At 36.7% G+C, this 22,580-nt stretch carries 20 protein-coding genes and 2 other annotated features; of the genes, 4 read left to right on the forward strand and 16 right to left on the reverse strand.

Annotated features, from left to right (window positions below; genetic code table 11):
- Window positions 1–44 precede the first annotated feature (44 nt).
- Window positions 45–1,013 carry an oxygen-dependent tRNA uridine(34) hydroxylase TrhO gene (gene trhO, locus AC4NPH_RS02850; protein WP_055990891.1) on the reverse strand — a complete coding sequence of 323 codons (969 nt, stop codon included), beginning with the start codon at window positions 1,011–1,013 and terminating at the stop codon, window positions 45–47.
- A gap of 334 nt (window positions 1,014–1,347) precedes the next feature.
- Here trhO and AC4NPH_RS02855 point away from each other — a divergent pair, with 334 nt between their 5' ends.
- The gene (locus AC4NPH_RS02855; protein ID WP_176519031.1) at window positions 1,348–2,151 is read left to right on the forward strand and encodes an alpha/beta fold hydrolase; all 804 of its coding nucleotides are present in this window, start codon (window positions 1,348–1,350) and stop codon (window positions 2,149–2,151) included.
- 80 nt (window positions 2,152–2,231) lie between these two features.
- Here AC4NPH_RS02855 and AC4NPH_RS02860 read toward each other — a convergent pair whose 3' ends face one another.
- The 4 genes from AC4NPH_RS02860 to AC4NPH_RS02875 form a co-directional block, all read right to left on the reverse strand.
- Window positions 2,232–3,011, reverse strand: a complete 780-nt coding sequence (locus AC4NPH_RS02860; RefSeq protein ID WP_013057110.1) for an MBL fold metallo-hydrolase — start codon at window positions 3,009–3,011, stop codon at window positions 2,232–2,234.
- Window positions 3,012–3,194: 183 nt separating this feature from the next.
- Window positions 3,195–3,530 carry an ArsR/SmtB family transcription factor gene (locus tag AC4NPH_RS02865; RefSeq protein ID WP_013057109.1) on the reverse strand — a complete coding sequence of 112 codons (336 nt, stop codon included), beginning with the start codon at window positions 3,528–3,530 and terminating at the stop codon, window positions 3,195–3,197.
- Entirely contained in the window at window positions 3,531–3,959 is a 429-nt protein-coding gene (locus AC4NPH_RS02870) for an SRPBCC family protein (RefSeq protein ID WP_491938555.1), read from the reverse strand.
- Window positions 3,960–4,147: 188 nt separating this feature from the next.
- A complete protein-coding gene (locus AC4NPH_RS02875) occupies window positions 4,148–5,167 on the reverse strand; it encodes an STAS domain-containing protein (RefSeq protein WP_098314949.1) in 1,020 nt (339 codons plus the stop codon).
- 294 nt (window positions 5,168–5,461) lie between these two features.
- On the opposite strand from AC4NPH_RS02875, the gene AC4NPH_RS02880 reads away from it, so the two are divergent.
- Entirely contained in the window at window positions 5,462–6,193 is a 732-nt protein-coding gene (locus AC4NPH_RS02880; RefSeq protein ID WP_063671622.1) for a GntR family transcriptional regulator, read from the forward strand.
- Window positions 6,194–6,234: 41 nt separating this feature from the next.
- Here the strand turns inward: AC4NPH_RS02880 and AC4NPH_RS02885 are convergent, their stop codons facing one another.
- The 9 genes from AC4NPH_RS02885 to AC4NPH_RS02925 form a co-directional block, all read right to left on the reverse strand.
- Window positions 6,235–7,077 (reverse strand): fructoselysine 6-kinase, encoded by an 843-nt coding sequence (locus AC4NPH_RS02885; RefSeq protein WP_491938556.1) that lies wholly within the window; start codon window positions 7,075–7,077, stop codon window positions 6,235–6,237.
- A gap of 15 nt (window positions 7,078–7,092) precedes the next feature.
- Window positions 7,093–7,977 carry a carbohydrate ABC transporter permease gene (locus AC4NPH_RS02890; RefSeq protein WP_491938557.1) on the reverse strand — a complete coding sequence of 295 codons (885 nt, stop codon included), beginning with the start codon at window positions 7,975–7,977 and terminating at the stop codon, window positions 7,093–7,095.
- Window positions 7,977–8,858 carry a carbohydrate ABC transporter permease gene (locus AC4NPH_RS02895; RefSeq protein WP_098196498.1) on the reverse strand — a complete coding sequence of 294 codons (882 nt, stop codon included), beginning with the start codon at window positions 8,856–8,858 and terminating at the stop codon, window positions 7,977–7,979. The genes AC4NPH_RS02890 and AC4NPH_RS02895 overlap by 1 nt, the downstream gene beginning before the upstream one ends.
- Window positions 8,859–8,873: 15 nt before the next feature.
- A complete protein-coding gene (locus AC4NPH_RS02900; RefSeq protein WP_491938558.1) occupies window positions 8,874–10,160 on the reverse strand; it encodes an ABC transporter substrate-binding protein in 1,287 nt (428 codons plus the stop codon).
- Between the two features lie 116 nt (window positions 10,161–10,276).
- Window positions 10,277–11,263 carry an SIS domain-containing protein gene (locus AC4NPH_RS02905; protein ID WP_029714330.1) on the reverse strand — a complete coding sequence of 329 codons (987 nt, stop codon included), beginning with the start codon at window positions 11,261–11,263 and terminating at the stop codon, window positions 10,277–10,279.
- A 79-nt stretch (window positions 11,264–11,342) separates the two neighbouring features.
- Window positions 11,343–12,491, reverse strand: coding sequence for an ABC transporter ATP-binding protein (locus AC4NPH_RS02910; protein ID WP_098314948.1), 1,149 nt, complete (start codon window positions 12,489–12,491; stop codon window positions 11,343–11,345).
- Window positions 12,492–12,785: 294 nt separating this feature from the next.
- On the reverse strand, window positions 12,786–12,950 hold the full coding sequence (locus tag AC4NPH_RS02915; protein WP_170959518.1) for a hypothetical protein: 165 nt from the start codon (window positions 12,948–12,950) through the stop codon (window positions 12,786–12,788).
- Window positions 12,951–13,214: 264 nt separating this feature from the next.
- A complete protein-coding gene (locus tag AC4NPH_RS02920) occupies window positions 13,215–15,884 on the reverse strand; it encodes an MMPL family transporter (protein WP_335448376.1) in 2,670 nt (889 codons plus the stop codon).
- A complete protein-coding gene (locus AC4NPH_RS02925; protein ID WP_013057096.1) occupies window positions 15,881–16,342 on the reverse strand; it encodes a MarR family winged helix-turn-helix transcriptional regulator in 462 nt (153 codons plus the stop codon). Before AC4NPH_RS02925 ends, AC4NPH_RS02920 begins: the two co-directional genes overlap by 4 nt.
- A 256-nt stretch (window positions 16,343–16,598) precedes the next feature.
- On the opposite strand from AC4NPH_RS02925, the gene AC4NPH_RS02930 reads away from it, so the two are divergent.
- Window positions 16,599–17,807, forward strand: a complete 1,209-nt coding sequence (locus AC4NPH_RS02930; RefSeq protein ID WP_013057095.1) for an MFS transporter — start codon at window positions 16,599–16,601, stop codon at window positions 17,805–17,807.
- 66 nt (window positions 17,808–17,873) lie between these two features.
- On the opposite strand, the gene AC4NPH_RS02935 is transcribed toward AC4NPH_RS02930, so the two are convergent.
- Window positions 17,874–19,274, reverse strand: coding sequence for an amino acid permease (locus AC4NPH_RS02935; protein ID WP_013057094.1), 1,401 nt, complete (start codon window positions 19,272–19,274; stop codon window positions 17,874–17,876).
- 385 nt (window positions 19,275–19,659) lie between these two features.
- Here AC4NPH_RS02935 and AC4NPH_RS02940 point away from each other — a divergent pair, with 385 nt between their 5' ends.
- Complete coding sequence (locus tag AC4NPH_RS02940; RefSeq protein WP_098314946.1) at window positions 19,660–19,866, forward strand: hypothetical protein; 207 nt, start codon at window positions 19,660–19,662, stop codon at window positions 19,864–19,866.
- A gap of 172 nt (window positions 19,867–20,038) precedes the next feature.
- On the opposite strand, the gene thrS is transcribed toward AC4NPH_RS02940, so the two are convergent.
- Window positions 20,039–21,256 carry a threonine--tRNA ligase gene (thrS, locus tag AC4NPH_RS02945; RefSeq protein WP_053487274.1) on the reverse strand — a complete coding sequence of 406 codons (1,218 nt, stop codon included), beginning with the start codon at window positions 21,254–21,256 and terminating at the stop codon, window positions 20,039–20,041.
- A gap of 54 nt (window positions 21,257–21,310) precedes the next feature.
- Window positions 21,311–21,539: a binding site (T-box leader), on the reverse strand.
- Window positions 21,540–21,578: 39 nt separating this feature from the next.
- Window positions 21,579–21,804 (reverse strand) — a binding site (T-box leader).
- Between the last annotated feature and the right edge of the window lie 776 nt (window positions 21,805–22,580).

The following is a 22,580-nucleotide window of genomic DNA, read 5'->3' on the forward strand; positions in this document are numbered from 1 at the left end:
CATAAAAAAAGCAGCACGCTTTGTATAGCGTGCTGCTTTTTTTATTATAAAGTTACGTGTTCTTTTTCAAGCTCTTTAACACGTGCTGCAAACTCTTCTTCTGTTAAACCGTGTTCTTTTACATAGCGGTTACGAGGGCTCACTCGGCATTCATGTGAACAAGCGCGTAAATATTTGTGTTCATTTTCTTCAGAAGCTAAGATTTTCTTATTGCATTCTGGGTTTGCGCAGTTAACATAGCGTTCACAAGGCTCGCCGGTAAAGTGGTCTTTTCCGACAATCACATGCTCTTTTTGGTTAACTGGTACGCTGATGCGCTCATCAAATACATAGCACTGACCGTCCCATAGTTCACCTTGTACTTCAGGATCTTTTCCGTATGTTACAATACCTCCGTGAAGCTGGCTTACATCTTCGAAACCTTCTTCAAGAAGCCATCCAGAGAATTTTTCACAGCGAATACCGCCTGTGCAGTACGTTAAGATTTTTTTATCTTCAAACTGATCTTTGTTGTCGCGAATCCATTCAGGAAGCTCACGGAAGTTTCGAATATCCGGACGAACAGCTCCTCGGAAGTGACCTAAATCGTATTCATAATCGTTTCTTGCATCAATTACGACCGTATTCTCATCTTGCATCGCTTCATAAAATTCTTTTGGGCTTAAGTAATTACCCGTTACGCGAAGAGGATTCACATCTTCTTCTAGTCGAAGAGTTACTAATTCTTTGCGGTGACGCACGTGCATTTTTTTGAACGCATGTTCATCTGCTTCGTCTATTTTAAATACAATACCTTCAAAACGAGGATCATTTTTCATCGTTTCCATGTATTTATCTGTTTGTTCAACTGTTCCTGATACCGTTCCATTGATCCCTTCAGCCGCAATTAAAATGCGTCCTTTCAATTCAAGCTCTTTACAAAATGCCAAGTGCTGAGCTGTGAACTCTTCAGGATTTTCAATTGGTGTGTACAAATAATATAGTAGTACTTGATATGGTTTTCTTTCAGTCATGTTGCTTCTTCCACCTATCTGTTTATATTTGCAAGATATAATGCATGTAGGTCGGTTATTGTGAACCGAATTGATGGTAACAATTCATTACTTAAAGGTACATTACGACAAAAACAACATCCTTTTTATAAGGATGCTTCTATCTAAAAAGTATTACAGTGAATGATTGTTTCAAAAACATACAGTATTTAAGCCTGTAATAGTATAACATATCAAAGCGTTCACTTCTAGGATTTGTTCTTCAATAAAAATTTTATTGACTCGATACGTTCTACATGAATTTTCCCGCGCATACATGATGAGATATAAATCTTTGAGGTGGGGGGCGAAAATGATGCCTTTTTATACATTAAAAGACGGTGCAACGTTGTACTATGAACAACAAGGGGGAGGAACACCTATTATTTTCATTCACGGAGTTTGGATGAGCAGTCGTTTTTTTCATAACCAGCTTTCTTTTTTTTCAAAGCAGTATCTAACTATTCTTTTGGATTTAAGAGGACATGGAAATTCAAGTCATACTCCATATGGCCATACAATTTCCACTTATGCTCGTGATGTGCATGAGTTTATAACCACTCATCAATTAAAAGACGTCATATTAGTAGGCTGGTCGATGGGTGCTTTTGTTGTGTGGGAATATTTGGAACAATTTGGTCAAGAAAATGTAAAAGGGAATATTATTGTAGATGAAATGGCTTCAGATTTTAAATGGCCCGACTTTCCGATCGGTGCATTTGATTTACCTGCGCTTATTTCGCTTATGCAGGGTATTCAGCTTGATCGAACAAGTACATTAAAAAATTTTATTCCGCTTATGTTTAAGGATGAATTAACTGAAGAAGATAAACATTGGATTATGAAAGAAGTAACGAAAATGCCTGAGTCAATAGCCAGTGCTATTTTGTTTGATCAATCCATTGTGGACTATCGAGATTTTCTCCCGTTTATTACAATCCCTACCTTACTGTGCTTTGGAAAAGAAGAAAAACTCATTCCGGTAGCAGCTGGAAGACATATTCAAAAGCTGGTTTCAGGTTCTGTACTTGAAGTTTTTGAGAACAGCTGCCACTGCCCTTTTCTCGAAGAAAGCGATCGGTTTAACAAAGTTGTGATCGACTTTATCGAACATATCTAATTTACAAGTTTAAAGAAGCAGCGCTTTACCTCCGCTGCTTCTTTAAATGAAACCTTTTATGCGTTTATGTATTACTATACTTAGGGTAATAAAATCTCGCGTCCGTCATAGGCAAAGCTTACGTTTTCATCTGAGAGCATCTCGGCGTGCTTTCGGATATCGATATCATGTGATAAATGAGTAAACACCATGTTTTTTGCCTGTAGCTTCGCTTTGATCTCCATTGCCTCTGTCACGTCATATACGGATCTTTTTTCTTTTTGAAGATATTCTTTCCAGAAAGATGTACCAAATATCAGTAAATCTAAGTGGTAAAAGGGCTGCCACTGTTCTTTTGTCACATTAAAAGAATCGGATACATACGCCCAGCGTTCGCCTTGTTTTTGATGAACCACAATGCCGTAGGAATGACCGTTAAATCCGTGATTTACTTTATGAAACGTAATGGTTGTTTCTCTACTATCCCATTTTAACGTTCCTTTAAAGGTAAGCCCTTTTCTTTTTGCGAGATAAGGAAATCTTTCGGTTAACTCGCTGATGACTTCAGGCGCTCCTACGACTTCTGTATTTACATTATTCCAATAGCATAAATCAGCTAAATCTCCTAAACCAGCCACATGGTCATTGTGAGGATGAGTAATAAAAACGGTAGAAGGGATTTTTTTGTTATTGTATAAATGAAATTGATGTTTAAAATCAGGTGATACGTCAATCAAAAACACGTTACCGTCCATTGTAAACTGTGCACTAGGCCTTGTGCGCTGATTTAATTGATCTTTTTGTGTACATACTTTACAGTCACATAATAATCGAGGCACTCCTTGAGCATCGCTCGTCCCGTAAAATAAAAGCTTGTTCATTGCTCTGTTTCCCCCTTTTTTCTTCTAAAGGTCTATCTTTTTATTTCAAGAAATGTCCTATGTTGTTCTGCATCTTTCTTTTATTTATCCTTCTAGAATAAAACCAGCTTTTATGTAAAACAGCCAGTCTTTTTAACGACTGGCTTTGCTATATTCCCTATAAAAAACGTTTTTATGCTTTTTCTATTGATTTCCTTCTTCATCTCTTTCAACAATATGCTGAAGAATAGATAATTTGTTCGTCCAAAATTGCTCGTAGTAAGAAAGCCAATCTTGTACTTCTTTTAAAGGCTCTGGCTGAAGATAATACACTTTTTCTCTGCCTTTTTTCTGTCCATGGACTAAGTCTGCTTCTGAAAGTATATGAAGATGCTTGACAATAGCGGTACGGCTTATTGAAAAATGAGACGTTATTTCTGAAATAGGCAATTCTTTTTCAGAAAGCAGCTCAAGTACTTTTCTTCGAGTAGGATCAGCAATGGCTTGAAAGATATCATGCTTGGGAGCTGATGAAGTCATTTAGTTTTCAACAACCTTTCGAAGTTTTTCATTTACGAGACTAATCCACCCGTAGCTCATTCTATCTCGTACTACTGAACTCTTTTCGTTTGCTTTTTCAAGAAGTGTTTCAGCTTCTTTCCACCCGCTATGAATAAGCGTAAATTCAGTTCGATTACCCATTTCTTTTAAGGTAAACGAAACGACCCATCCATCCGTATCCCAAGAGAAAGAAAGATAGTTTGGTGCATCTATTTCTAACACTTTACACGGAGATGGTCCAAAAGGCGATTGCAAATGAAATTCACATCCTACCTGAGGCTGAAAATCATTAGGCATGAACCATTGTTGGAGCCCTTCTGCGGTTGCTACTTTATCCCAAACTTTTTGAATCGGCGCGTTAAATATTATCGTCTGTTTTACATCTTCTACTACACTTTTATCATTCATCGTTATCTTCATTCTCCTTTTTAAAAAATAACACCAAAAAGTTTTATATAAAAATAATATAACACCTTTTGGTTTCATGTCAATTCCTCTTTTGAAAAATAAAATCCTTCAATACATTTCCGTTCTTTGATAAAGAGATTTGTTATAATGCTGAATGAGTGCATTTTGTTATATTTCAAATATATCTTTTAAACGATGCTTCGTCCGCTTTGTGCCAATGCATAATGAATGCCGTGCTGCAATGTTTGAAAACAATCATATTTTGATAAATCAATATGGGTCTCTGATATAACTAACCCTAAGTCAGCAGAAATTCCTACTAAAATTGTTTTCGTACCAATCAGGGACGCTGCTGCACCTAATTTTTCAATAAGACTTGCCGTATATTCAGTAAGTTCTTTATCCAATCCGGTTAAATCCAGCACAAGATAATTAGCCTGATGTTTTGGGAGGTTATTTAATGTATTGACAATCAAATCTTCCGTTCGATCCTCGTCGTATTTGCCAATCAAAGGAACGACGACTATGCCTTCCAAAACCGGAATAATAGGAGAAGAAAGCTTTTTAATAAGATCTTTTAACTCTGCTGTTTTTTCTGCTACAACGTTTTGCAAATATTCTATTTTCTGCGCTTCTTTTCTTCTGGCTAATTGATGAATATTTTGATTGATATCAATGTTGGAAGGGAAGTATTCTACTGTGGTGCATTCATGCCCTTCTATTTGATGTTGAATCACCTTGTACCAAATATTTGTTCCGAATAGTCCTGTAAAAATCCCTGCATAATGGGCCGGAAGAAAATTTCCTCCCTTTGTTTTCTTTTGCGCAACGTTAATTTTATGTTCCCAACTGTCTTTTAATTCAGCAGATAGAGTTTTACTTTCAGGATTTAAATATTTGATAGTGGTTTTTCCCCATCCAGCCGAAGCATATGTATCTGTAATTAACTCAGCCGCTTCAAAAACCGTTACGCCTTTCATATTTTGAAAGTACTCTCCTACTACTAATCCCTGTCGGAAACCAGTGGTTTCCAGTACTATAGAAGCTGCCTCTTCTCCAGATATTTCTTCGATTGTGTCAAACAATGTTTTCATCGCAGAAGAAATCCAAAAAAGGATTGCATCTTCTCCTTCAAAGCTAAATTGTCCTTTTTCTAAATCCCAAGCAAAACTAAGACCACCTATATCAATATTCTTTTTTTCACCCATGGCGGAATCTCCTTTTTATAAAGTTCTTACCTTCTTTATATTTTATCTTATGTTGAAGAAGCTGGTAATAAAAATTGTTGCATATTTTCTATTGCTTGTCTAACCATTACCCATGTTTTCAATTAATAGAAAAGAAAGGTAAATGCTATAGAACTTTGAATTCGCCAACCTTTCTTTCTTTTGTATCAAACATACATGATAAAAAGGAATAAAAGCAAATTGTAATATAACATCACATTACGTTATAATATAATTATATTCAAAAGAAAGTATTTAGAAAAGAGGAGGAAAAAGATGAAGCTAAATACTCATAGCTCTACGCCTTTATATATGCAGTTAAAACAGGCTATTACAGAAGATATTAATAAAGGAGTTTATACTCCGGGTGAAAAACTTCCAATTGAAACAGATTTGTGCGATATATACGGAGTAAGTCGGATTACGGTAAGAAAAGCCGTATTAGATTTAGTAGAAGAAGGCCTTCTAATACGTCAGCAAGGAAAAGGAACCTTTGTTCAATATCCAAAAGCTAAAAGAGAGCTGTTTGCTGTTAATGGGCATACAGAGTATATGTCGGAATTAGGGAAAGTACCGCAGACTAAAATTTTGTCTTTTGGTATAAAAACTGTAAAAGCTCATGTGGCAAAGATGTTATCAATCCCTCCAGAAAGTGAAGTCCTTGAACTGCAGCGCATCCTGTATTATGACGACCAGCCTCTTACCTTAGAAATTTCTCACTACTCCTTAGAATTGTTACCACACTTAGATCAGCACGTCCATAATTCAGTTTCAATGTACGATACTATAAAAAATAAGTACAATATTGCTCCGGTTCATAATAAAAAATTATTGAACATGGTATTTGCAAACGTGGATGAAGCAAAACATTTAGAATGTGAAGTCGGAGAGCCGCTGTTTAAAGTGGAAAAAGTGGCGTATGATGCACAAAAAAGACCGATTCATTCATCTTTTCTACACTACCCTGCGAATCGCGTTACGTTCACTATAGACAGTTCTAATTCTTAATAAAATAGCGCCTTGCTTTAAAAGCAAAGGCGCTATTTTATTCATTTTAAAACCATCGCACAGTCTGCATTATATTCTTTTCCATATCCAAATGCTCCGTAATTCTGACAGGTTTGTGATGCCACCAATGATCCATTATGGAGGGCTTTGGCTATGTTTTTTTCTGGTAGGTAAGAAGAAAGAAAACCAGCTATAAAAGAATCTCCAGCCCCAAGCGTATCCACTACATTTGTAGGAATTATAGGCTGTTTAAATAATTGGTTTTCGACTGATAATAAAGCTCCCTCTTCTCCTCTTGTCACGCATACGACACTGGTTCCTAACAAGTGTACTCGCTTTATTAAATTCATACACTCTTCTTCTGGCAGGCTGCTTCCTGAGAAAAATGCATAGCTGATATATGGACATACTTGCTGTAAATATTCCTCATCGTATCTCGTAGAAAAATCAAAGGAAATATCAACAACTTTATGTAACAGTGGAAGGTCAGATTCTAAATGACTAAAAATGCTCGTATGAAGAAGATCGTGCTGACCAATATAGGTTAAATCCGATTCATTCAGCATTAGTTTTAATCTAGATTGAACGCCCCCTTTATTTGATCCTACAAAAATCCGATCACCTTGTTCATCAAGTGTTACAACCGCCATTCCATTCTCTCCTACAGCTCTTCTTACTCTGCTAATATCCATCTTTTCTTGCTGCAGAGTATTGACTACATGCTCTGCCGATTCGTCATTCCCCACGATTCCCATATAGGAAGACTGATGATTGCTCAATCTATTATAAAATACGGCCACATTTAGTGCGTTGCCGCCTGGATAGATCTTTCCTTGGTCTTTATAGTAATCTACTACATTATCCCCTACTCCAATTAGTTTCATCTGCTTATCCTCCTATTATTTAACACTCCCGTTAGCAATGCCACGGATAAAATATTTTTGCATAAATAAAAACAACATAACAATCGGTGCTGCTGAAATGGTCAGTCCAGCTAGTAATACCCCCCAATCTGTTTGCAAAGCGTCTCTGAATTGCATTAATCCTGCTGGGATTGTACGCAAACTGTCGTCGTCGATAAAGATAATGGCAAACATAAATTCATTCCATGTGTAGTAAGCTGTCAAAATTGTCGTTGTTAATAAAATGGGCGTGCTCATTGGAATGAAAATCCGAAATAAAATCCCCAAGCTTGTACATCCATCTAACCGAGCTGCTTCCTCCAGTTCTTTTGGAATCGAAAGAAAATAAGCTCGAATTAACAAGATGGTTAAAGGAATTCGATAAGCAACATAAGGCAGAATCAGTGCCAAGTGTGTATTATAGATTCCAAGTTTTTGAATAATGCTATACAAAGGAATTAAACTTACCTGAGGAGAAAGCATAAGTCCTCCGAGACATATAATAAGGACAAAAGCTTTTCCTTGAAACTCAAAGCGTGATAGCCCATAAGCTCCTAACGCACTGACCAGGACCGTCAAAAAACAAGACGCGCCCGTGACGATCACACTGTTTAAAAAGTAAGAAGATATTCCGCTTTTCCACGCTGTCACGTAATTTTCAATTAGCCAAGTATGGGGCATAGACCAGCTGTGAGTAAAGATTTCATCCGTGCTTTTAAAAGAACTTATAATCATCCAAAGCAAGGGATACGCAATGACGATAAAATAGATGATTAATCCGACATATACTATCGTTACACCTGTGTACCTCTTCTTTTTTCTTTCTTTATTGGCTGTATTGACAACATTAGGTAAGGTGACATTTGTTTTAGGCATCTGCATCAAGCGTCTTCCTTTCCTGTTTTAAATGCTTTCATTTGAACAAGAGAAATCAACAGCGTAATAATTAAAATGACAGTAGCAATTGAGGAAGCGTAGCCCATCATATCTTTCGAAAAGGCTGTTTTGTATAAATACGTACTTAGGACTTCAGATGATGTACCCGGTCCGCCTCCAGTTAAAATATAAGGTTCATTAAATACTGTAAAAGCACCAGTGAGCGTTAAAATAACAGCAACAAATGTCATTTCTTTTGTTTGCGGTACAGTAATATGAAAGAACATTTTAAATTTATTAGCGCCGTCTATTTCAGCTGCTTCATACAATTCAGGTGAGATTTTTTGTATCGCTACAATATACAGCATGGCGATATAGCCGATAGACTGCCACTGAGATACAGCAATAACTGCATAAATAGCTGTATTACTGTCTCCTAGCCAAGGTTTTGCCAATGAGTCTAATCCGATCATTTTAAGCACTTGATTTAGAAGCCCTACTTCAGGGTTGTAAAAAAAAGTAAACAACAAGGCAATAACGGTCATCGAGACGACTACTGGTAAAAAATAAACCGTTCGAAAAAAAGGAGAAAACTTTCGAATAAGTTTATCTTCTAAAACGGCAGCCACAATTAGACCGCCTCCCACTTGAAAAATAATTGAAATGACCGCATAAAGAATATTATTTTTGAGTGCCTGATAAAAAACAGGGTCTTTAAATAAGTGCACATAATTATCTATTCCTACAAAAACTTTGTCTGGTGAAAATGTGCTCCACTCATAAAGACTATCCCAAATATTCTGAAAAATAGGGATATACACAAGTAGTAAAAAAGCAAAAGCAGGAAAAAGATATAAATAAGGGGTTAGCTTATTGCGTTTTAACATCGCTTTTTCACTTCCTTACTTTTTAGATTCAGCACGAACACTCGCTGCAGCTTTTTGCACATCTTTCATTACTTCTTTAGGGGTTTTATCACCATTTAGCATAAGCTGAGCCCCTGTTAAATAAGCATCTGCAATTCGAGCATCGATTGCCATATCAAACCATGGAGCCATCTCTTTGGCTTGTAAAATATTATCTACTGCTTCTAATTGCTCCGGTGTTGAATTACTGCTGTTAGCTGTATCATTTACTGCACTGTATTTCCCTACTTCTTTTACTAGCTTTTCACCCATTTGTTTTGATGTTAAAAATTCAAGAAATTCCATCGCTTCTTTTGGATGCTTTGTTTTAGAAGAAATCATAAACCCTTCAGGTGATCCTGTTAAATTAGTAGCATTTCCTTTTCCATCCTCTACTTTAGGAAAATTAAACATGCCAATCTTAAATTTCGTTGGACCGAAAAGCTTAATTTCAGCGGTTTCAGCATAAAACATAGCTGCTTTTCCATTTGAAAATTGTTGTCTTGCATATTCATGATCAATCGAATTTGTATTTTTATTAAAGTAAGGAACTAATTCTTCTAATTTTTCTAGAGCTTTTACATAGCCTTTATCCGTGAATGTCCCAGTTTTTGAATTATAGTCTTTTGAAAGAACGTCAGGCTTTATCATGCGCTGATTTAAGGTTCCTACGTAGTGAGAAATGGTCCATGTATCCTGGCTTCCAAATTCTAAAGCTGTATAATGCTTCTTTTTTAACACGCTTAAAACATTTAGTAGCTCGTTCCAGTTTGTAGGCGCTTTTAATCCTAATTTATCGAAGATATCTTTGTTGTAAAAAAACATTTTCCCATCCATTGTGACAGGAACACCGTAAATTTTCTTATTAACGGTATATGGTTTAATTTGAGATTGAACAAGCTTGGAAGACCACGCTGAATCCTTCTTATAATAAGAGGTTAAATCTAAGGCTTTGTTTCCTCTGACAAATTGTCTAGCAAACTCATCGCTCCAAGAAAAGTACACATCAGGAGGGGTATTAGTGCCTGTCATAACTTTAATTTTGTCTTTATATGAATCGTTTAAGACCGCTTCTGTTTTAATATCAATATCAGGGTGCTGTTTTTCAAATTCTTTTACAACTTCTTCAAAGTAGCTTTTTTCAGGTTCTTTTGGCCATCTGTGAAAGAATGTTAATGTTGTCTTTCCTGTGCCTGAGTCTGAAGACGTTTGTTTTCCAGCACACCCCCCGAGCATTAAAGAACAACTTAAAAGTGAGGCTAAGATTAAATTTGTCTTTTTCATATAGAAACCCCCTTATTGTAAGTGCTTTCATATATAAGTTATACTATAATGTTTTATAACATTATAGTATAACTCGTAAGGAAAATATACAGATTTCTATCTTTATTAGGAGATTATTAATATTCTACTTTCCACATGTAGCGTCTTTTACTTAAAGGATGATTGCGTGCTTCAGCTAATTCTTCGGCATACTGACGCAGTACACGGTTTAATACAAGAGGAGCAATATACCCTTGCACATCTTTATCAATTCCTTCGAAGTCATATGCTTTTGCATCTAGAACAGTTAATTTCTTTCCATATCGTTTAGAGAATGATAAGGCGCGTTCTTCTAAAGGTCTCGTTTCGTCTAGTCCAGCTAAGATGATAAACGGTACGTTTTCATCAATAATTTCGAATGGACCGTGGAAATACTCTCCAGCGTGAATAGCGTGAGAATGAATCCACTGCATTTCCATCAAGATACAGATGCTGAATGAATATGCTGCTCCATAGTTCGAACCGCTGGCCATTGTATAAATAACCGGTTCAGACTTATGTGATTCAGCAAATTTTCTTGCGTTGCTCGCTTCGTATTCTAGAGCTTTTTCATAAACAGACTGTAGATTTTCTAAGCTAGTAACTAACTTTGCAAACTTATCATTTTTTTCTGCTACGTATAATAGACCAAATACAAGCTGATATAAAACGCCTAAGTTTGTTTCAAAAGCATCGATATCATTGCCCCATTCATACTTAATAAAAATATCTGCGCTGTGTGCTAAAGGTGAAGTAGGTTCATTTGTTAAGGCTACAGCATAAGCGCCTTTGCTTTTAGCGAACTTAGCTGCTTCTGTAGTCTCAGGAGTTGTTCCTGACATGGAACATAAAATAACTAAGGAGTCTTTTCCTAGCTGCTGCGGATTGCGGTGGATAAATTCGTTCGAGCTATACAAATCGGATGTAATATGTTGAGCTTCTCGATCTAGTACATACTTAGCTGGATACATGATCGCAGAAGATCCTCCACATGCGACGAAAAACACATTACGAATTTGCTTGCTTTTTAATTCGTTTAATACGGCTTGCACATCACTTTTTACATTCACTACTGTTTTGCTCATTTTCCCCACTCCTTAAATAAAATATGATATACAACATTATGTAATGTTATATATTGTTATATTAAACTGCAATCGTTAACTAGTCAATACATTTATCAGAATATTTAACTTTTTTATCTACATTTGTAGAAATGCGCTCTTCTGTTTCTCCATCAAAGAAATGCACGTAGGTTAAATTCAACGAAAAAGCGCCTTTGTCCCCTGCTTCAAACTCACATAAAAGAGGCACTCGAGCGACAAACGTTTGCTTTTCTAAACTAGCATATAAAATTGTTTCAGCACCTAGTACCTCTATCATATCTAGTGTCGTAGTGAAGCAAAACTCATTGTTCAACTCTCTCTTACTATCCTCTTTATGATATACAATGTGTTCAGGACGCGCACCCATTATGACCTCTTTCTCATTATGACCTTGAGAATGTAAAGCGTGTATTAGAAAATCAGGAAGCTGTATTTTAGTTTTTCCCATTATAAAATAAGTGCCTTGGAGATACCCTCGAAAAAAATTCATTGCGGGCGATCCAATAAAACTGCCTACAAATACATTCCTAGGATGGCTGTAAATATCTTGAGGAGTTCCGATCTGTTGAATAATCCCGTCTTTCATAACAACTAGGCGAGTAGCCATTGTCATAGCTTCCACTTGATCATGCGTCACATAGATTGTTGTTGTTTGCTGCCTTTGATGCAGTTTAATAATCTCAGCACGCATCTGTACTCGCAGCTTCGCATCCAAATTAGATAATGGTTCATCCATTAAGAAAACTTTTGCTTCCCGAACAATAGCACGACCTAAAGCAACTCGCTGACGCTGACCTCCTGACAAAGCTTTTGGTTTTCTCTCTAAATATGTCTCTAGTCCTAGCATTTTAGCGGCTTCATTTACACGTCTATCAATTTCATCTCTCTTTATTTTTTTTAACTTCAAACCAAATGCCATATTCTCTCGAACTGTCATATGAGGGTAAAGAGCATAGTTTTGAAAAACCATAGCGATATTACGATCTTTTGGAGCTACTTCGTTCATATGCTTTCCATCAACGTAAAAATTACCTTTTGAAATTGTTTCTAGACCAGCGATCATTCGCAGCGTAGTAGATTTACCACAGCCTGAAGGTCCAACAAATACAATGAACTCTTTATCTTTAATCTGAAGGTTAAAATCATTTACGGCGATATTCTTTTTATCATATATTTTATATACTTTATCTAAATGTAACGTTGCCATCTAGCATCAGCTCCTCATATTTAATATTCGAAATACAGTATTGCAAGCTACGAGTCTCTTTTTCCTTCATCCTTTCCTCCTTTTTATTTAAATTGCTAACTTGAGACATTAAAGTAACTTAATAACTATACTAATCGAATCTAGTTAGACAGAAAATAAATATGTAAAGGTTGCTAACACAAAACATACAAGCAACCGTTCACCTTCAAAAAAATAAAAACCTTCTCTAAAATAAGAAGGTTTCAGATCATAATCTGCATAGAGACTGCCTTTGCCTTACTTCTGAAGATTTTATTACATATCTTCTTTGCCTTGACAGCTCGGACACTCATAAACATGTACAAAATAAAGTCCAATATGGTGGAATCGTTTCCCTAAGCAATCTGGACATGTTCCTGCTTCGCGCATTTGTTCTCGTCGTTTGTCTCGCTGATTAGCGAATAAATTTACAAATTTCATAAAAGAACCTCCCTCATGTTTTTGACTATAGGTTTTCCTGATAAGAGGTCTTTTATTCGACTAGCTGTATTTATAAAAGCACCTGCTTGATTGTGCTTTTAAACTATACTCACGTTTTCCAATAATACAAAAAGGATAGATAGAGCATTCTTATGACGCTCATCTATCCTTCATTTTTATCCTATATAATGTTTAACGCTATACAGGCGTTTATCACTATTTCCTAACAAATATCTGATTTTTGATACAGCTAGCATATACAAGTTATTCTTCTACTTTGTATTTTTCTTTTTTCCGAATAAACGGCCACCAGTTTCCTTCTCCAAGCGTTACGACAATCGCTGGCATAAGAAGCGGAAGAATGACAAGGCCATAAAGTAAAAGACCAATAATAACAACCGTTGCTACATGAACAAGTGTTAATACACCCGATGGCATCATAGCCCCAAACGTTCCGGCTAAGATAATAGCAGCAGTGATAATAACCGACCCCATCTTACTCATAGACGTAACTATCCCTACTGCTACGCCGCTTTTTACTTCTTCGTTAAAACGGTCTAACAAGAAAATAGAATAGTCAATTCCAAGGGCAACTAAAATAACAAAACTAAAGAATGGCACGGCCCAGCTGATTCCGTCATTCCCCATTATATCCACGAATAGAAGCTCTGAGATTCCCATTGCTGTATAATACGTAAGCAGCAGTGAAGCAATCATGTATACAGGCATTATCATTGAACGGAATAAAATGGTCAGCACAATAAACAATCCAATCATCATAATAACCATTGTGCGTGAAAGATCCGTTGTAGATAAATCTTTTAAATCCGCATTTGAGCTCGATACCCCTCCGTACACAATTTCTGTATGCTCAAACGGCGTATCAACGACTTCGCTTGCCACCGCTTTTTCAATATTTTTTACGGTTGAAATGGCTTCTTCAGAATATGGATTTTGATCGAGCACTACACTGAGCTTAACTCCTTTTCCATCTGCAAAAGAATAGTTATCGATGGATTGTTTAAACCCTTTATCTTTCATCACTTCTGCTGGAAGATAAATACCCGTATCTCTAACTGTTGAGCTGTCACTCATGTTATCAAGCATATCTGTTGCTTTTGTTAAGCCATCTGAGATCTTCGTCAGTCCGTCATTCGCACTTTTAACTCCTTTTGCTAACTGATTGATACTGTCTGATAGCGTTCCAACTTGGCCTTGCTGAGCTGAAAGATTCTCATTTGCTTGTTGGAGACCGGTTTGAATGGCAGTAAGCTGTTTACTGATTGAAACAAGCTGCGGGACCGCTTGCTGCACATTTCCTGTTGTAGAGAGCTGTGTGCTGACAAGCTGCAGCTGTTGATTAATTTGAGCTAATCCGTCTGCAGCAGGTGCAAGCGACCCACCAGATTTCTCTTTAGAAGCAGAACCCGTTTGGTCAGCTATTTGATTTAGCCCTTTTTCAACATCACTTAATCCTTTTTGTACATCTCCGATTCCTTTAACAGCATCTTTGATTCCGTCTGATACAGAGCCTAGCTGTGAATTAACATATAAATCATCAATCTTTTCTCCGGTAGGCTGTGTGATAGTCATAACAGAATCCACGTGATCCACTTTTTCAATTGCTTTGCTGATATTTCCTAAATAAGGAATAACATCCGCCTTTGTTAACTCTTTATCTCCTTTAATAATAACATTGACAGGAAACGCTTTTCCTTCTCCCAGTGCATCACTGATAGCATTTAGTCCTTTTATAGATTTATAATCGCTGCTTATTTCAGCAGTAGAGTCAAACGATACTTTTGAGTCGTACGTTACAATAAAAGGCACGGTAATAATGGCTGTAATGACTAAAAACACGAACGGTCGCGCCACTGCCTTTTTTCCTAAAAAGCCCCACAGCTTATTATCGCTATGAGAAGCCACTTTTTTAGACGGCCAAAATAATTTTTCTCCAAGTGTAACCATAAAAAGTGGAAGCAGAGTAAATAAAATGACTAGCAGTACACCTACGCCCACTGCTACCCCGACAGCGGACTGGAAAATGGCAAACTTGGCAAATCCGATGGCTGCAAAACCAATAAATACGGCAATTCCGCTGATAAATAGCGTTCTTCCTGCTGTCCGATAAGCCGTGATCGTGGCTTCTACTTTATCATGTCCGTTTGCCAATTCTTCACGGAAACGATTAAGTAAAAGAATGCAGTAATCCGTACCAATTCCAAACAAAATAGCTACTAAGAACGTTTGCGTGAACGTTGAAATTGGAAAATCGACATTTTTAACTAAAATCCCTAGTAACGATTGACTGATTAAGTATGTGATTCCCACAATTAAAATAGGAATAAACGGCGTCACTACTGAACGGAAAACGAGTAAAAGCAAACCTAAAATCAAAAAGATAGTAATAAACTCGGTTTTCTTTAACCCTTCTTCTGAACTGTGTGCAAAATCCTGATTAATAAGAGATGCGCCTGTTACATATGCCGTAATGTCTTTTGGCACGTTATCATAAATCTGATTCGCTATTTTTTCAACTTTTTCATCCGATCCACTGACAGTAACCGGAACTAAAACGGTTTTTTTGTCTTTAGACATTAATTGATTACGAACATCTTGATCATCTGTTAAAGGCGTTGTGACATCTTTTACACCTTTAATTTTCTCTGTCTTATCAATGATTTTCTGTATTTGTTTCTCACTATCTTTATCTAATGCGTTATCTAACTTGATAACCATGCTGATGGTATTACTGTCTTCTCCGGCATTTTTTAGAATTTGGCTGGCTCTAGATGAAACGGCATCGTCGGGAAGCTGAGACTGTCCTTTTTCACTTGCGAGCTTTGTTAAATTTGGTGCCGTTAGCATCAATATAACTGTTAAAGCTAAAATGAAGGCCGCAATCACCCATTTAAATTTCACAATAAATTTCATTCTTTGCTTTCCCCTTTTGTAGTTAACTTTTCTTTTGCCATTGTAAGAATTTCAATAAATGTATCTATTTTTTCTTCTTCTACATCATCAAACAAATTCTCAATGATACTAAAACACGCGGCATTTCCGTCATTTATTACCTTTTCGCCTTCAGCCGTAATCTTAATAAGCTTAGAACGTTTATCGCTCTCTAGTTCATTAGCGTCCCACTCCACAAGCCCTTTTTCGAGCAGTTTTTTGATTCGATTCGAAATGGCACTTTTATGAACACCTTGCAAGACTGCAAGACTGCCAGGTGAAGACGGACCTTTAATCATTAAACTATTTAACAAATCAAACTGCTGCCTAGAGACATGTTCAAAGAGGTTATGGCTGATCTCTCTATGAATTACTTCTGTTCCTACAAACAGCACTTCTTCAAAAAGTTCTACAGCTTGATATAATTTGCTTTTTGTCACTGTTTTCTCTCCTTTATTCATTTAGTTTATAGATATAAACTATTCAACTTTAAAAATAGTTTATAGGACTAAACTTTATTCTGTCAATAAATTTATGTCCGACTGTCTTCATATATGATAAAGATAAATAGAAATCCCAAAAGATACCGCTTACATCATCTTTTTTGGTTGTCAAAGCTCCATCACTTAAGTATTATTAGTAATTGACTTCTTTTCAAGGAGATATAAATTTTATACACAGAAAGGGTGATCACACATGAATACAATGCATGCTAATGAGCAGGTCAGTAAGAAAGATTCCTTTCCAATTGCTCTCATCTCGTTGACTCTTGGAGCTTTTGCTATTGGAATGACGGAATTTGTTATTATGGGGATACTGCCTAACGTTGCGGAAGACCTTCATGTTAGCATTTCGACTGCTGGCCAGCTAATTACAAGCTATGCTTTAGGAGTAGCAATCGGCGCGCCAATTTTAACCATTTTTACTCATCGACTTCCTCAAAAGCTTCTGCTTTGTTTACTTATGCTTTTATTTATTCTCGGAAATGCAATTGCTATTATTGCACCCAGCTATGGAATTTTAATGGGAGCTCGTTTAGTTACGGCATTATGTCACGGTACTTTCTTTGGAGTAGGCGCTGTTATTGCTTCACGACTCGTACAACCTCATAAACGTGCAAGTGCTGTCGCAACGATGATGGCAGGTTTAACCATTGCAAATATCATCGGGGTTCCTGTGGGAACATTTATTGGGCAACACTTAGGCTGGAGAGCTTCATTCGGGGCTATTACGATCATGGGGATTATTGCATTTATTGGTATTATTCTATTTATTCCAAAGCTTGGTCAAGACAAATTAACGGGTCTAAAACAGCAGTTTGCTGCTTTTACTCAACCAAAACTTCTTGTGATGCTTCTTTTAAGCGCAATAGGATGCGGCAGTTTATTTACTGTTTTTACGTACATTACACCGCTTCTTGAAGATGTTACAGGAGTAAGTGAACATAGCGTTACGTGGATACTTGTATTATATGGATGCGGCGTTACGCTCGGAAACGTTGTTGGAGGCAAGCTTGCAGACTGGAAGTTAATGCCTTCGGTTGTAGGTATATTTGCTTTTCTTTGTATTGTGCTGACTATTTTTACGTTTACCGTTAAAAGCCCAACAGCAGCAATTATCACGCTTTTTTTCTGGGGAGCAGCAGCATTTGCTGTAATGCCTGGTATTCAAGTAAAAATTATGAACTTAGCACAGGAAGCACCTGCTTTAGCTTCTACTTCGAATCACTCGTTTGCTAACTTAGGAAATGCTTTTGGCGCCTTTTTCGGAGGCGTGATTATTAACCATATGGGACTTACTTCACTTCCTTGGGTCGGCGCCATTTTTGTAGGAACGGCTTTTGTTATCAGCACTTGTCTTTTTATTGTGGAAACACGCAAAAAACATAGTGAACAATCGTCCTAATTCTCTAACAACCGAACAAAAAATAAAAAAAGAGCCTTTCTTTGCTGAAAGGCTCTTTTTTTATTTTTAACTCGCTTTTTTCATTTCTTTACTTGTTAATCGACTGTGTTTACGAGAATAACCGACATATACAAATATACCAAGCACAATCCATATGCTAAAATACAGCCATGTTGTTTTAGGAAGATTAATCATTAAAAATAAACAAGATAATACAGATAAAATTGGTAAAACAGGTACAAACGGCATTGTAAATCCACGTTTTAAAGTTGGGTGCGTTTTACGTAAGATGATAATGCTGACGCCCACCATGCCGAAAGTTAAAAGAGCTCCGATATTTGCTAAATTCGCAAGTTCTTTTAGATCAATAAACCCTGAAATTAACGCTCCGATAATCCCTACTAGCCAAGTAGAAAGAGTCGGAACTCCTGTTTTCTCATTTGTTTTAGCAAATGCTTTTGGCAGCAAGCCGTCGCGGCTCATGGAGAATAAAATGCGTGTTGCTGCATAAATGTAGGCGAAAATAACAGCCATGATTCCAATGACAGCTCCTGCAGCAATAACTCCTGCCACTGCATTTTGTCCTACTGAATGGAGAACATAGGCCATTGCTTCTGGGACATTCAGTTCTTTGTACGAAACAACTCCGGTCATAACAAGGCATACTGCTACATAAATAATCGTGCAGATCACAAGTGAACTAATAATTCCAATGGGCAAATTGCGCTGCGGATTCTTTACTTCTTCTGCTGATGTAGATAAGGCATCAAAACCTAAGAAAGCAAAAAATACGGCCGCGCCCCCTGTCACAACACCTTCAATTCCATAAGGCATAAAAGGAGTCCAATTAGACGGTTTTACATAAAAAGCTCCTACAATAATAAAGAGAAGGATAATAAATAATTTAACCAGCACCATAAAGTTATTCACTTTTTTACTTTCTTTTGTTCCTCTTGAAAGCAGCCATGTAATAAGAAGTGTAATACAAATAGCAGGAAGGTTCACTAGACCTCCATTTGCAGGGATCGTAATCAATTCTTTTGGCAGTGAAAAACCGAAGCCTTCTAAAAAGTTGTTAAAATAAGAAGACCATCCATTTGCTACTGCTGACATTGTTAACAAATAGACAGAAAGCAACGTCCAGCCCATTAAGTGTGCTACCACTTCGCCGATGGTTGCATATGTATAGGTGTAAACACTTCCAGATACAGGTATAGTTGAAGCAAATTCCGCATAGCACAGCGCTGCAAAACCGCATACAATAGAAGCCAATATAAAAGAAAAAATAACGGCTGGTCCAGCATCGTTAGCAGCTACTAAGCCTGTTAATACTAAAACCCCTGTTCCTATTACGGCTCCAATACCAAGAAGAGTCAAATCGAATGCTCCTAATGTTTTGACTAGAGATTTGTTTTGACTTTGTTCTAATAATTGCTCGATTGACTTCTTTTTAAATAGTTTTCCCATTGCACTCTCTCCTCTCTGTTGCCACTCATCCCTTAAAAAAACTTGAAAATGACGTTTTCCCTATTTGGCTGCGCGTTTTTACTTCAGATACAGAAGTAATTATATAGAAATAATTACTAACTTGTCTATTAGTATACTAATATCATTATATATATTTCAAGAGTTTTTGTAAGCGATTTCTTAATATTGCTCTATTTTGGATTTATAAACTAAATAAAGAGATTATCATTGTGCTTATGTATAATAAGTTTGAATAAAAATAATATTCTAAAAAATTATTTTATATATTTTTAGATAACTTTTTTACTAACTATCTTCAGATATAAATTCCTGACCTAGAGATTATTTACAGAACAATGAATGTTTTATCTTACCGGGTGTTATAATGATGAAAACTGAAGTGTATGAAGGGCGGAGAGAGATGCTTAACTTACTTATTGGCTGTATTTTACTAGCATTAGGAGTGTACTTTATGTTTAAATTTCTTTTTTACTCTCCTTCTAAAAAAAAGCGAGATCAGCAGAACATGAACAAACCATCAGATGAGGCTTCAGCTTCATCCTGTACAAACGATTCGAATGGAATAAGATAAATTTTTTTATAAAATACCGGCGTTTGTCTAAGGCAAAAGTTATACTGCTGATATATATTATCTTATACCCTTCTAGTTCAATATTCCCTTCATTTTGGTGTAAGACAAGATGAAGGGAATCACTATCCGACTTAAAAAAATCGGATTTTTCTATTTAGTAAGGTAAATAGCTTCAATAAACTCTGTTTGAATTCTTTTCTTTATTCAAGTGTACAGCTGCCTCTTCCACACTTACTGTTCCTATATTTTTCTTCCCGTGCTTTCGCATAGCAAGCGATTCATTTTCCACTTCTTTATCTCCTATCACGGCCATATAAGGAACTTTCTGCATTTCTGCTTCTCGAATTTTCAGCCCTATTTTTTCAATGCGATCGTCTACTTCAACACGATACCCTTTTAACTCCAGCTCGTGTTTCACTTTATATGCATATTCCACATGCGGCGGTGCAATAGGCAATAGTTTGAGTTGAACAGGAGCTAACCAAAGAGGAAATTGACCTTCGTAATGTTCAATCAAGATGGCCATAAATCGTTCAACGGAACCGTATATAGCGCGGTGAATCATTACGGGACGATGAGGTTTATTGTCTTCTCCAATATACATACAGTCAAACTTCTCTGGCATTAAGAAATCAAGCTGAACTGTTCCGCACTGCCAGCTGCGACCTAAGGAATCTAAAATATGAAAATCGATTTTCGGCCCATAAAAAGCTCCGTCTCCTTCATTCACCTGATAGTCTAAGCCTTTTTCACTTAACACAGATTGAAGCGACTTTTCTGCTTGGTTCCATGTTTCAATATTTCCCATGAATTTTTCAGGTCGTGTGGATAGCTCCACTTTGTAATCGAAGCCAAAATGTGAGTAAAAGTCATGGATAAACGCTAGAATGCGGCTAATCTCAGCTTCGATCTGACTGAGTTCTACGAATAAATGAGCGTCGTCCTGTGTGAATGAACGGACTCTTAGCAATCCGTTTAAAGACCCAGAAAGCTCGTGACGGTGAACTAATCCAAGCTCTGCGTATCGAATCGGAAGTTCTCGGTAGCTTCTTCGCTTGCTGCTAAACAATAAAATGGCTCCCGGACAATTCATCGGTTTAATCGCATAGTTTTGTTCGTCAACATTTGAAAAATACATATTCTCATGATAGTGCTCCCAGTGCCCTGATTGTTCCCACAGCTCCTGTTTCATCATGATGGGTGTTTTTATCTCTTGATAGCCTGCTTTATAATGCTTTTGTTTCCAGTAGTTCTCTAACTCGTTTCGAATAATCATTCCGTTAGGTAAGAAAAATGGCATACCAGGAGCTTCTTCTATTGACATAAACAGTTCCAGTTCTTGACCTAATTTTTGATGATTTCGCTTTTCTGCTTCCATTTGTTTTGACATGTTCATTCCTCCAATATGTTTTTATTTAACAAAAAAAACCGCACTCATCCCTAGTAAAGGGACGAATGCGGCCGTGGTACCACCCTAATTCCGTAAAATACCCATACGTATTTTACGCTTAAAAAGATAACGGTTTTACCGGTTGCGGTTTCAGTGTATACACATTCCCCGCCGCAGCTCCAAGGTGGTAAATTCATTTCGTTTTCTAAGGGTTCTCAGCCAGTGACCCTACTCTCTGTAAAGAAAATTCAAAAATGATTCATGTCCTTTTCATTGCTTGTATATTCTTTTTTTCTACATAAAAAACCGCACTCATCCCTAGTGAAGGGACGAATGCGGCCGTGGTACCACCCTAATTCCGTAAAATACCCATACGTATTTTACGCTTAAAAAGATAACGGTTTTACCGATTGCAGTTTCAGTTATGCACGTTCCCTGCAATAGCTCTAAGGTGGTAAATTAGATGATTTCTTAAGGGCTCTCAGCCAGTGGCCCTATTCTCTGCGAAGAAAACAGCATCTAATTCGTGTCCTTTTCATTGCCAAATACTGTTTATTAGTTGTTAAAAGCGATTATAGTGTATAAATTTAACAGAAGTCAAGAAGTAATTTTTTATTTTTTAATGGTATAGAATTACTTTATGCTTAAATTTTTGAAAAGTTACTTAAGAATACACGGACTGAAAAAGTTTTTTATTATACTATTAACGACTACATTTCATTCTTATTTTCACCTTTATTTTCATAACAATAAAGGCGAAAAAGAAAGATACTATAAGTCCTTATTTGTTTTATCTAAGCGGTATTAACGAAGTGAAACCCAATACTATCCCAAATCAGAACAAATAACATAGCACAAGCATTATCAGGTTTTTTATTTATATACTAAAATATTAAATACATCTTTTTCTGCTCACCCAAATCGTTGACTTCAATCCGTAGAAACTATTTTTTATCTAACTTTAGAGGGAAGCTCATCATTCATGCTTCCACTTTGCGGAAAAATCCGTTTTTTCCTGATTTGTTCTTTAAGAATAACATCAAGCTGCCGCTGAACTTTCCTTGTTTCATTTGTCGAAAAATACGGGTGAGCCAGATTTACTGTTTCTAACGGATCCTTGGTCAAATTGTACATTTCAATTTGATCGGGAACACGTGTTGTTTTAAGGGTAGTAAAACTTACAGGGTAACCTTCTTTAGTTCTTTACTTTCATATAAGGGTGGAAATCGCTCCTCGTCCACGATAATTAACAAAAAATTAGGCTGCTTCTGCATGTTTACTCCTCCGCGTGTTTATCAAATTTTCTGTATTGATAAACTATGTA

This window comes from Priestia sp. MDV22-iso46 (genome assembly GCF_058629175.1).

Excerpts from the sequence above, each read along its gene's own strand:
- trhO (WP_055990891.1), bottom strand. The coding sequence starts at position 1,013 with ATGACTGAAAGAAAACCATATCAAGTACTACTATATTATTTGTACACA.
- AC4NPH_RS02855 (WP_176519031.1), top strand. The coding sequence starts at position 1,348 with ATGCCTTTTTATACATTAAAAGACGGTGCAACGTTGTACTATGAACAA.
- AC4NPH_RS02860 (WP_013057110.1), bottom strand. The coding sequence starts at position 3,011 with ATGAACAAGCTTTTATTTTACGGGACGAGCGATGCTCAAGGAGTGCCT.
- AC4NPH_RS02865 (WP_013057109.1), bottom strand. The coding sequence starts at position 3,530 with ATGACTTCATCAGCTCCCAAGCATGATATCTTTCAAGCCATTGCTGAT.
- AC4NPH_RS02870 (WP_491938555.1), bottom strand. The coding sequence starts at position 3,959 with ATGAATGATAAAAGTGTAGTAGAAGATGTAAAACAGACGATAATATTT.
- AC4NPH_RS02875 (WP_098314949.1), bottom strand. The coding sequence starts at position 5,167 with ATGGGTGAAAAAAAGAATATTGATATAGGTGGTCTTAGTTTTGCTTGG.
- AC4NPH_RS02880 (WP_063671622.1), top strand. The coding sequence starts at position 5,462 with ATGAAGCTAAATACTCATAGCTCTACGCCTTTATATATGCAGTTAAAA.
- AC4NPH_RS02885 (WP_491938556.1), bottom strand. The coding sequence starts at position 7,077 with ATGAAACTAATTGGAGTAGGGGATAATGTAGTAGATTACTATAAAGAC.
- AC4NPH_RS02890 (WP_491938557.1), bottom strand. The coding sequence starts at position 7,977 with ATGCAGATGCCTAAAACAAATGTCACCTTACCTAATGTTGTCAATACA.
- AC4NPH_RS02895 (WP_098196498.1), bottom strand. The coding sequence starts at position 8,858 with ATGTTAAAACGCAATAAGCTAACCCCTTATTTATATCTTTTTCCTGCT.
- AC4NPH_RS02900 (WP_491938558.1), bottom strand. The coding sequence starts at position 10,160 with ATGAAAAAGACAAATTTAATCTTAGCCTCACTTTTAAGTTGTTCTTTA.
- AC4NPH_RS02905 (WP_029714330.1), bottom strand. The coding sequence starts at position 11,263 with ATGAGCAAAACAGTAGTGAATGTAAAAAGTGATGTGCAAGCCGTATTA.
- AC4NPH_RS02910 (WP_098314948.1), bottom strand. The coding sequence starts at position 12,491 with ATGGCAACGTTACATTTAGATAAAGTATATAAAATATATGATAAAAAG.
- AC4NPH_RS02915 (WP_170959518.1), bottom strand. The coding sequence starts at position 12,950 with ATGAAATTTGTAAATTTATTCGCTAATCAGCGAGACAAACGACGAGAA.
- AC4NPH_RS02920 (WP_335448376.1), bottom strand. The coding sequence starts at position 15,884 with ATGAAATTTATTGTGAAATTTAAATGGGTGATTGCGGCCTTCATTTTA.
- AC4NPH_RS02930 (WP_013057095.1), top strand. The coding sequence starts at position 16,599 with ATGAATACAATGCATGCTAATGAGCAGGTCAGTAAGAAAGATTCCTTT.
- AC4NPH_RS02935 (WP_013057094.1), bottom strand. The coding sequence starts at position 19,274 with ATGGGAAAACTATTTAAAAAGAAGTCAATCGAGCAATTATTAGAACAA.
- AC4NPH_RS02940 (WP_098314946.1), top strand. The coding sequence starts at position 19,660 with ATGATGAAAACTGAAGTGTATGAAGGGCGGAGAGAGATGCTTAACTTA.
- thrS (WP_053487274.1), bottom strand. The coding sequence starts at position 21,256 with ATGTCAAAACAAATGGAAGCAGAAAAGCGAAATCATCAAAAATTAGGT.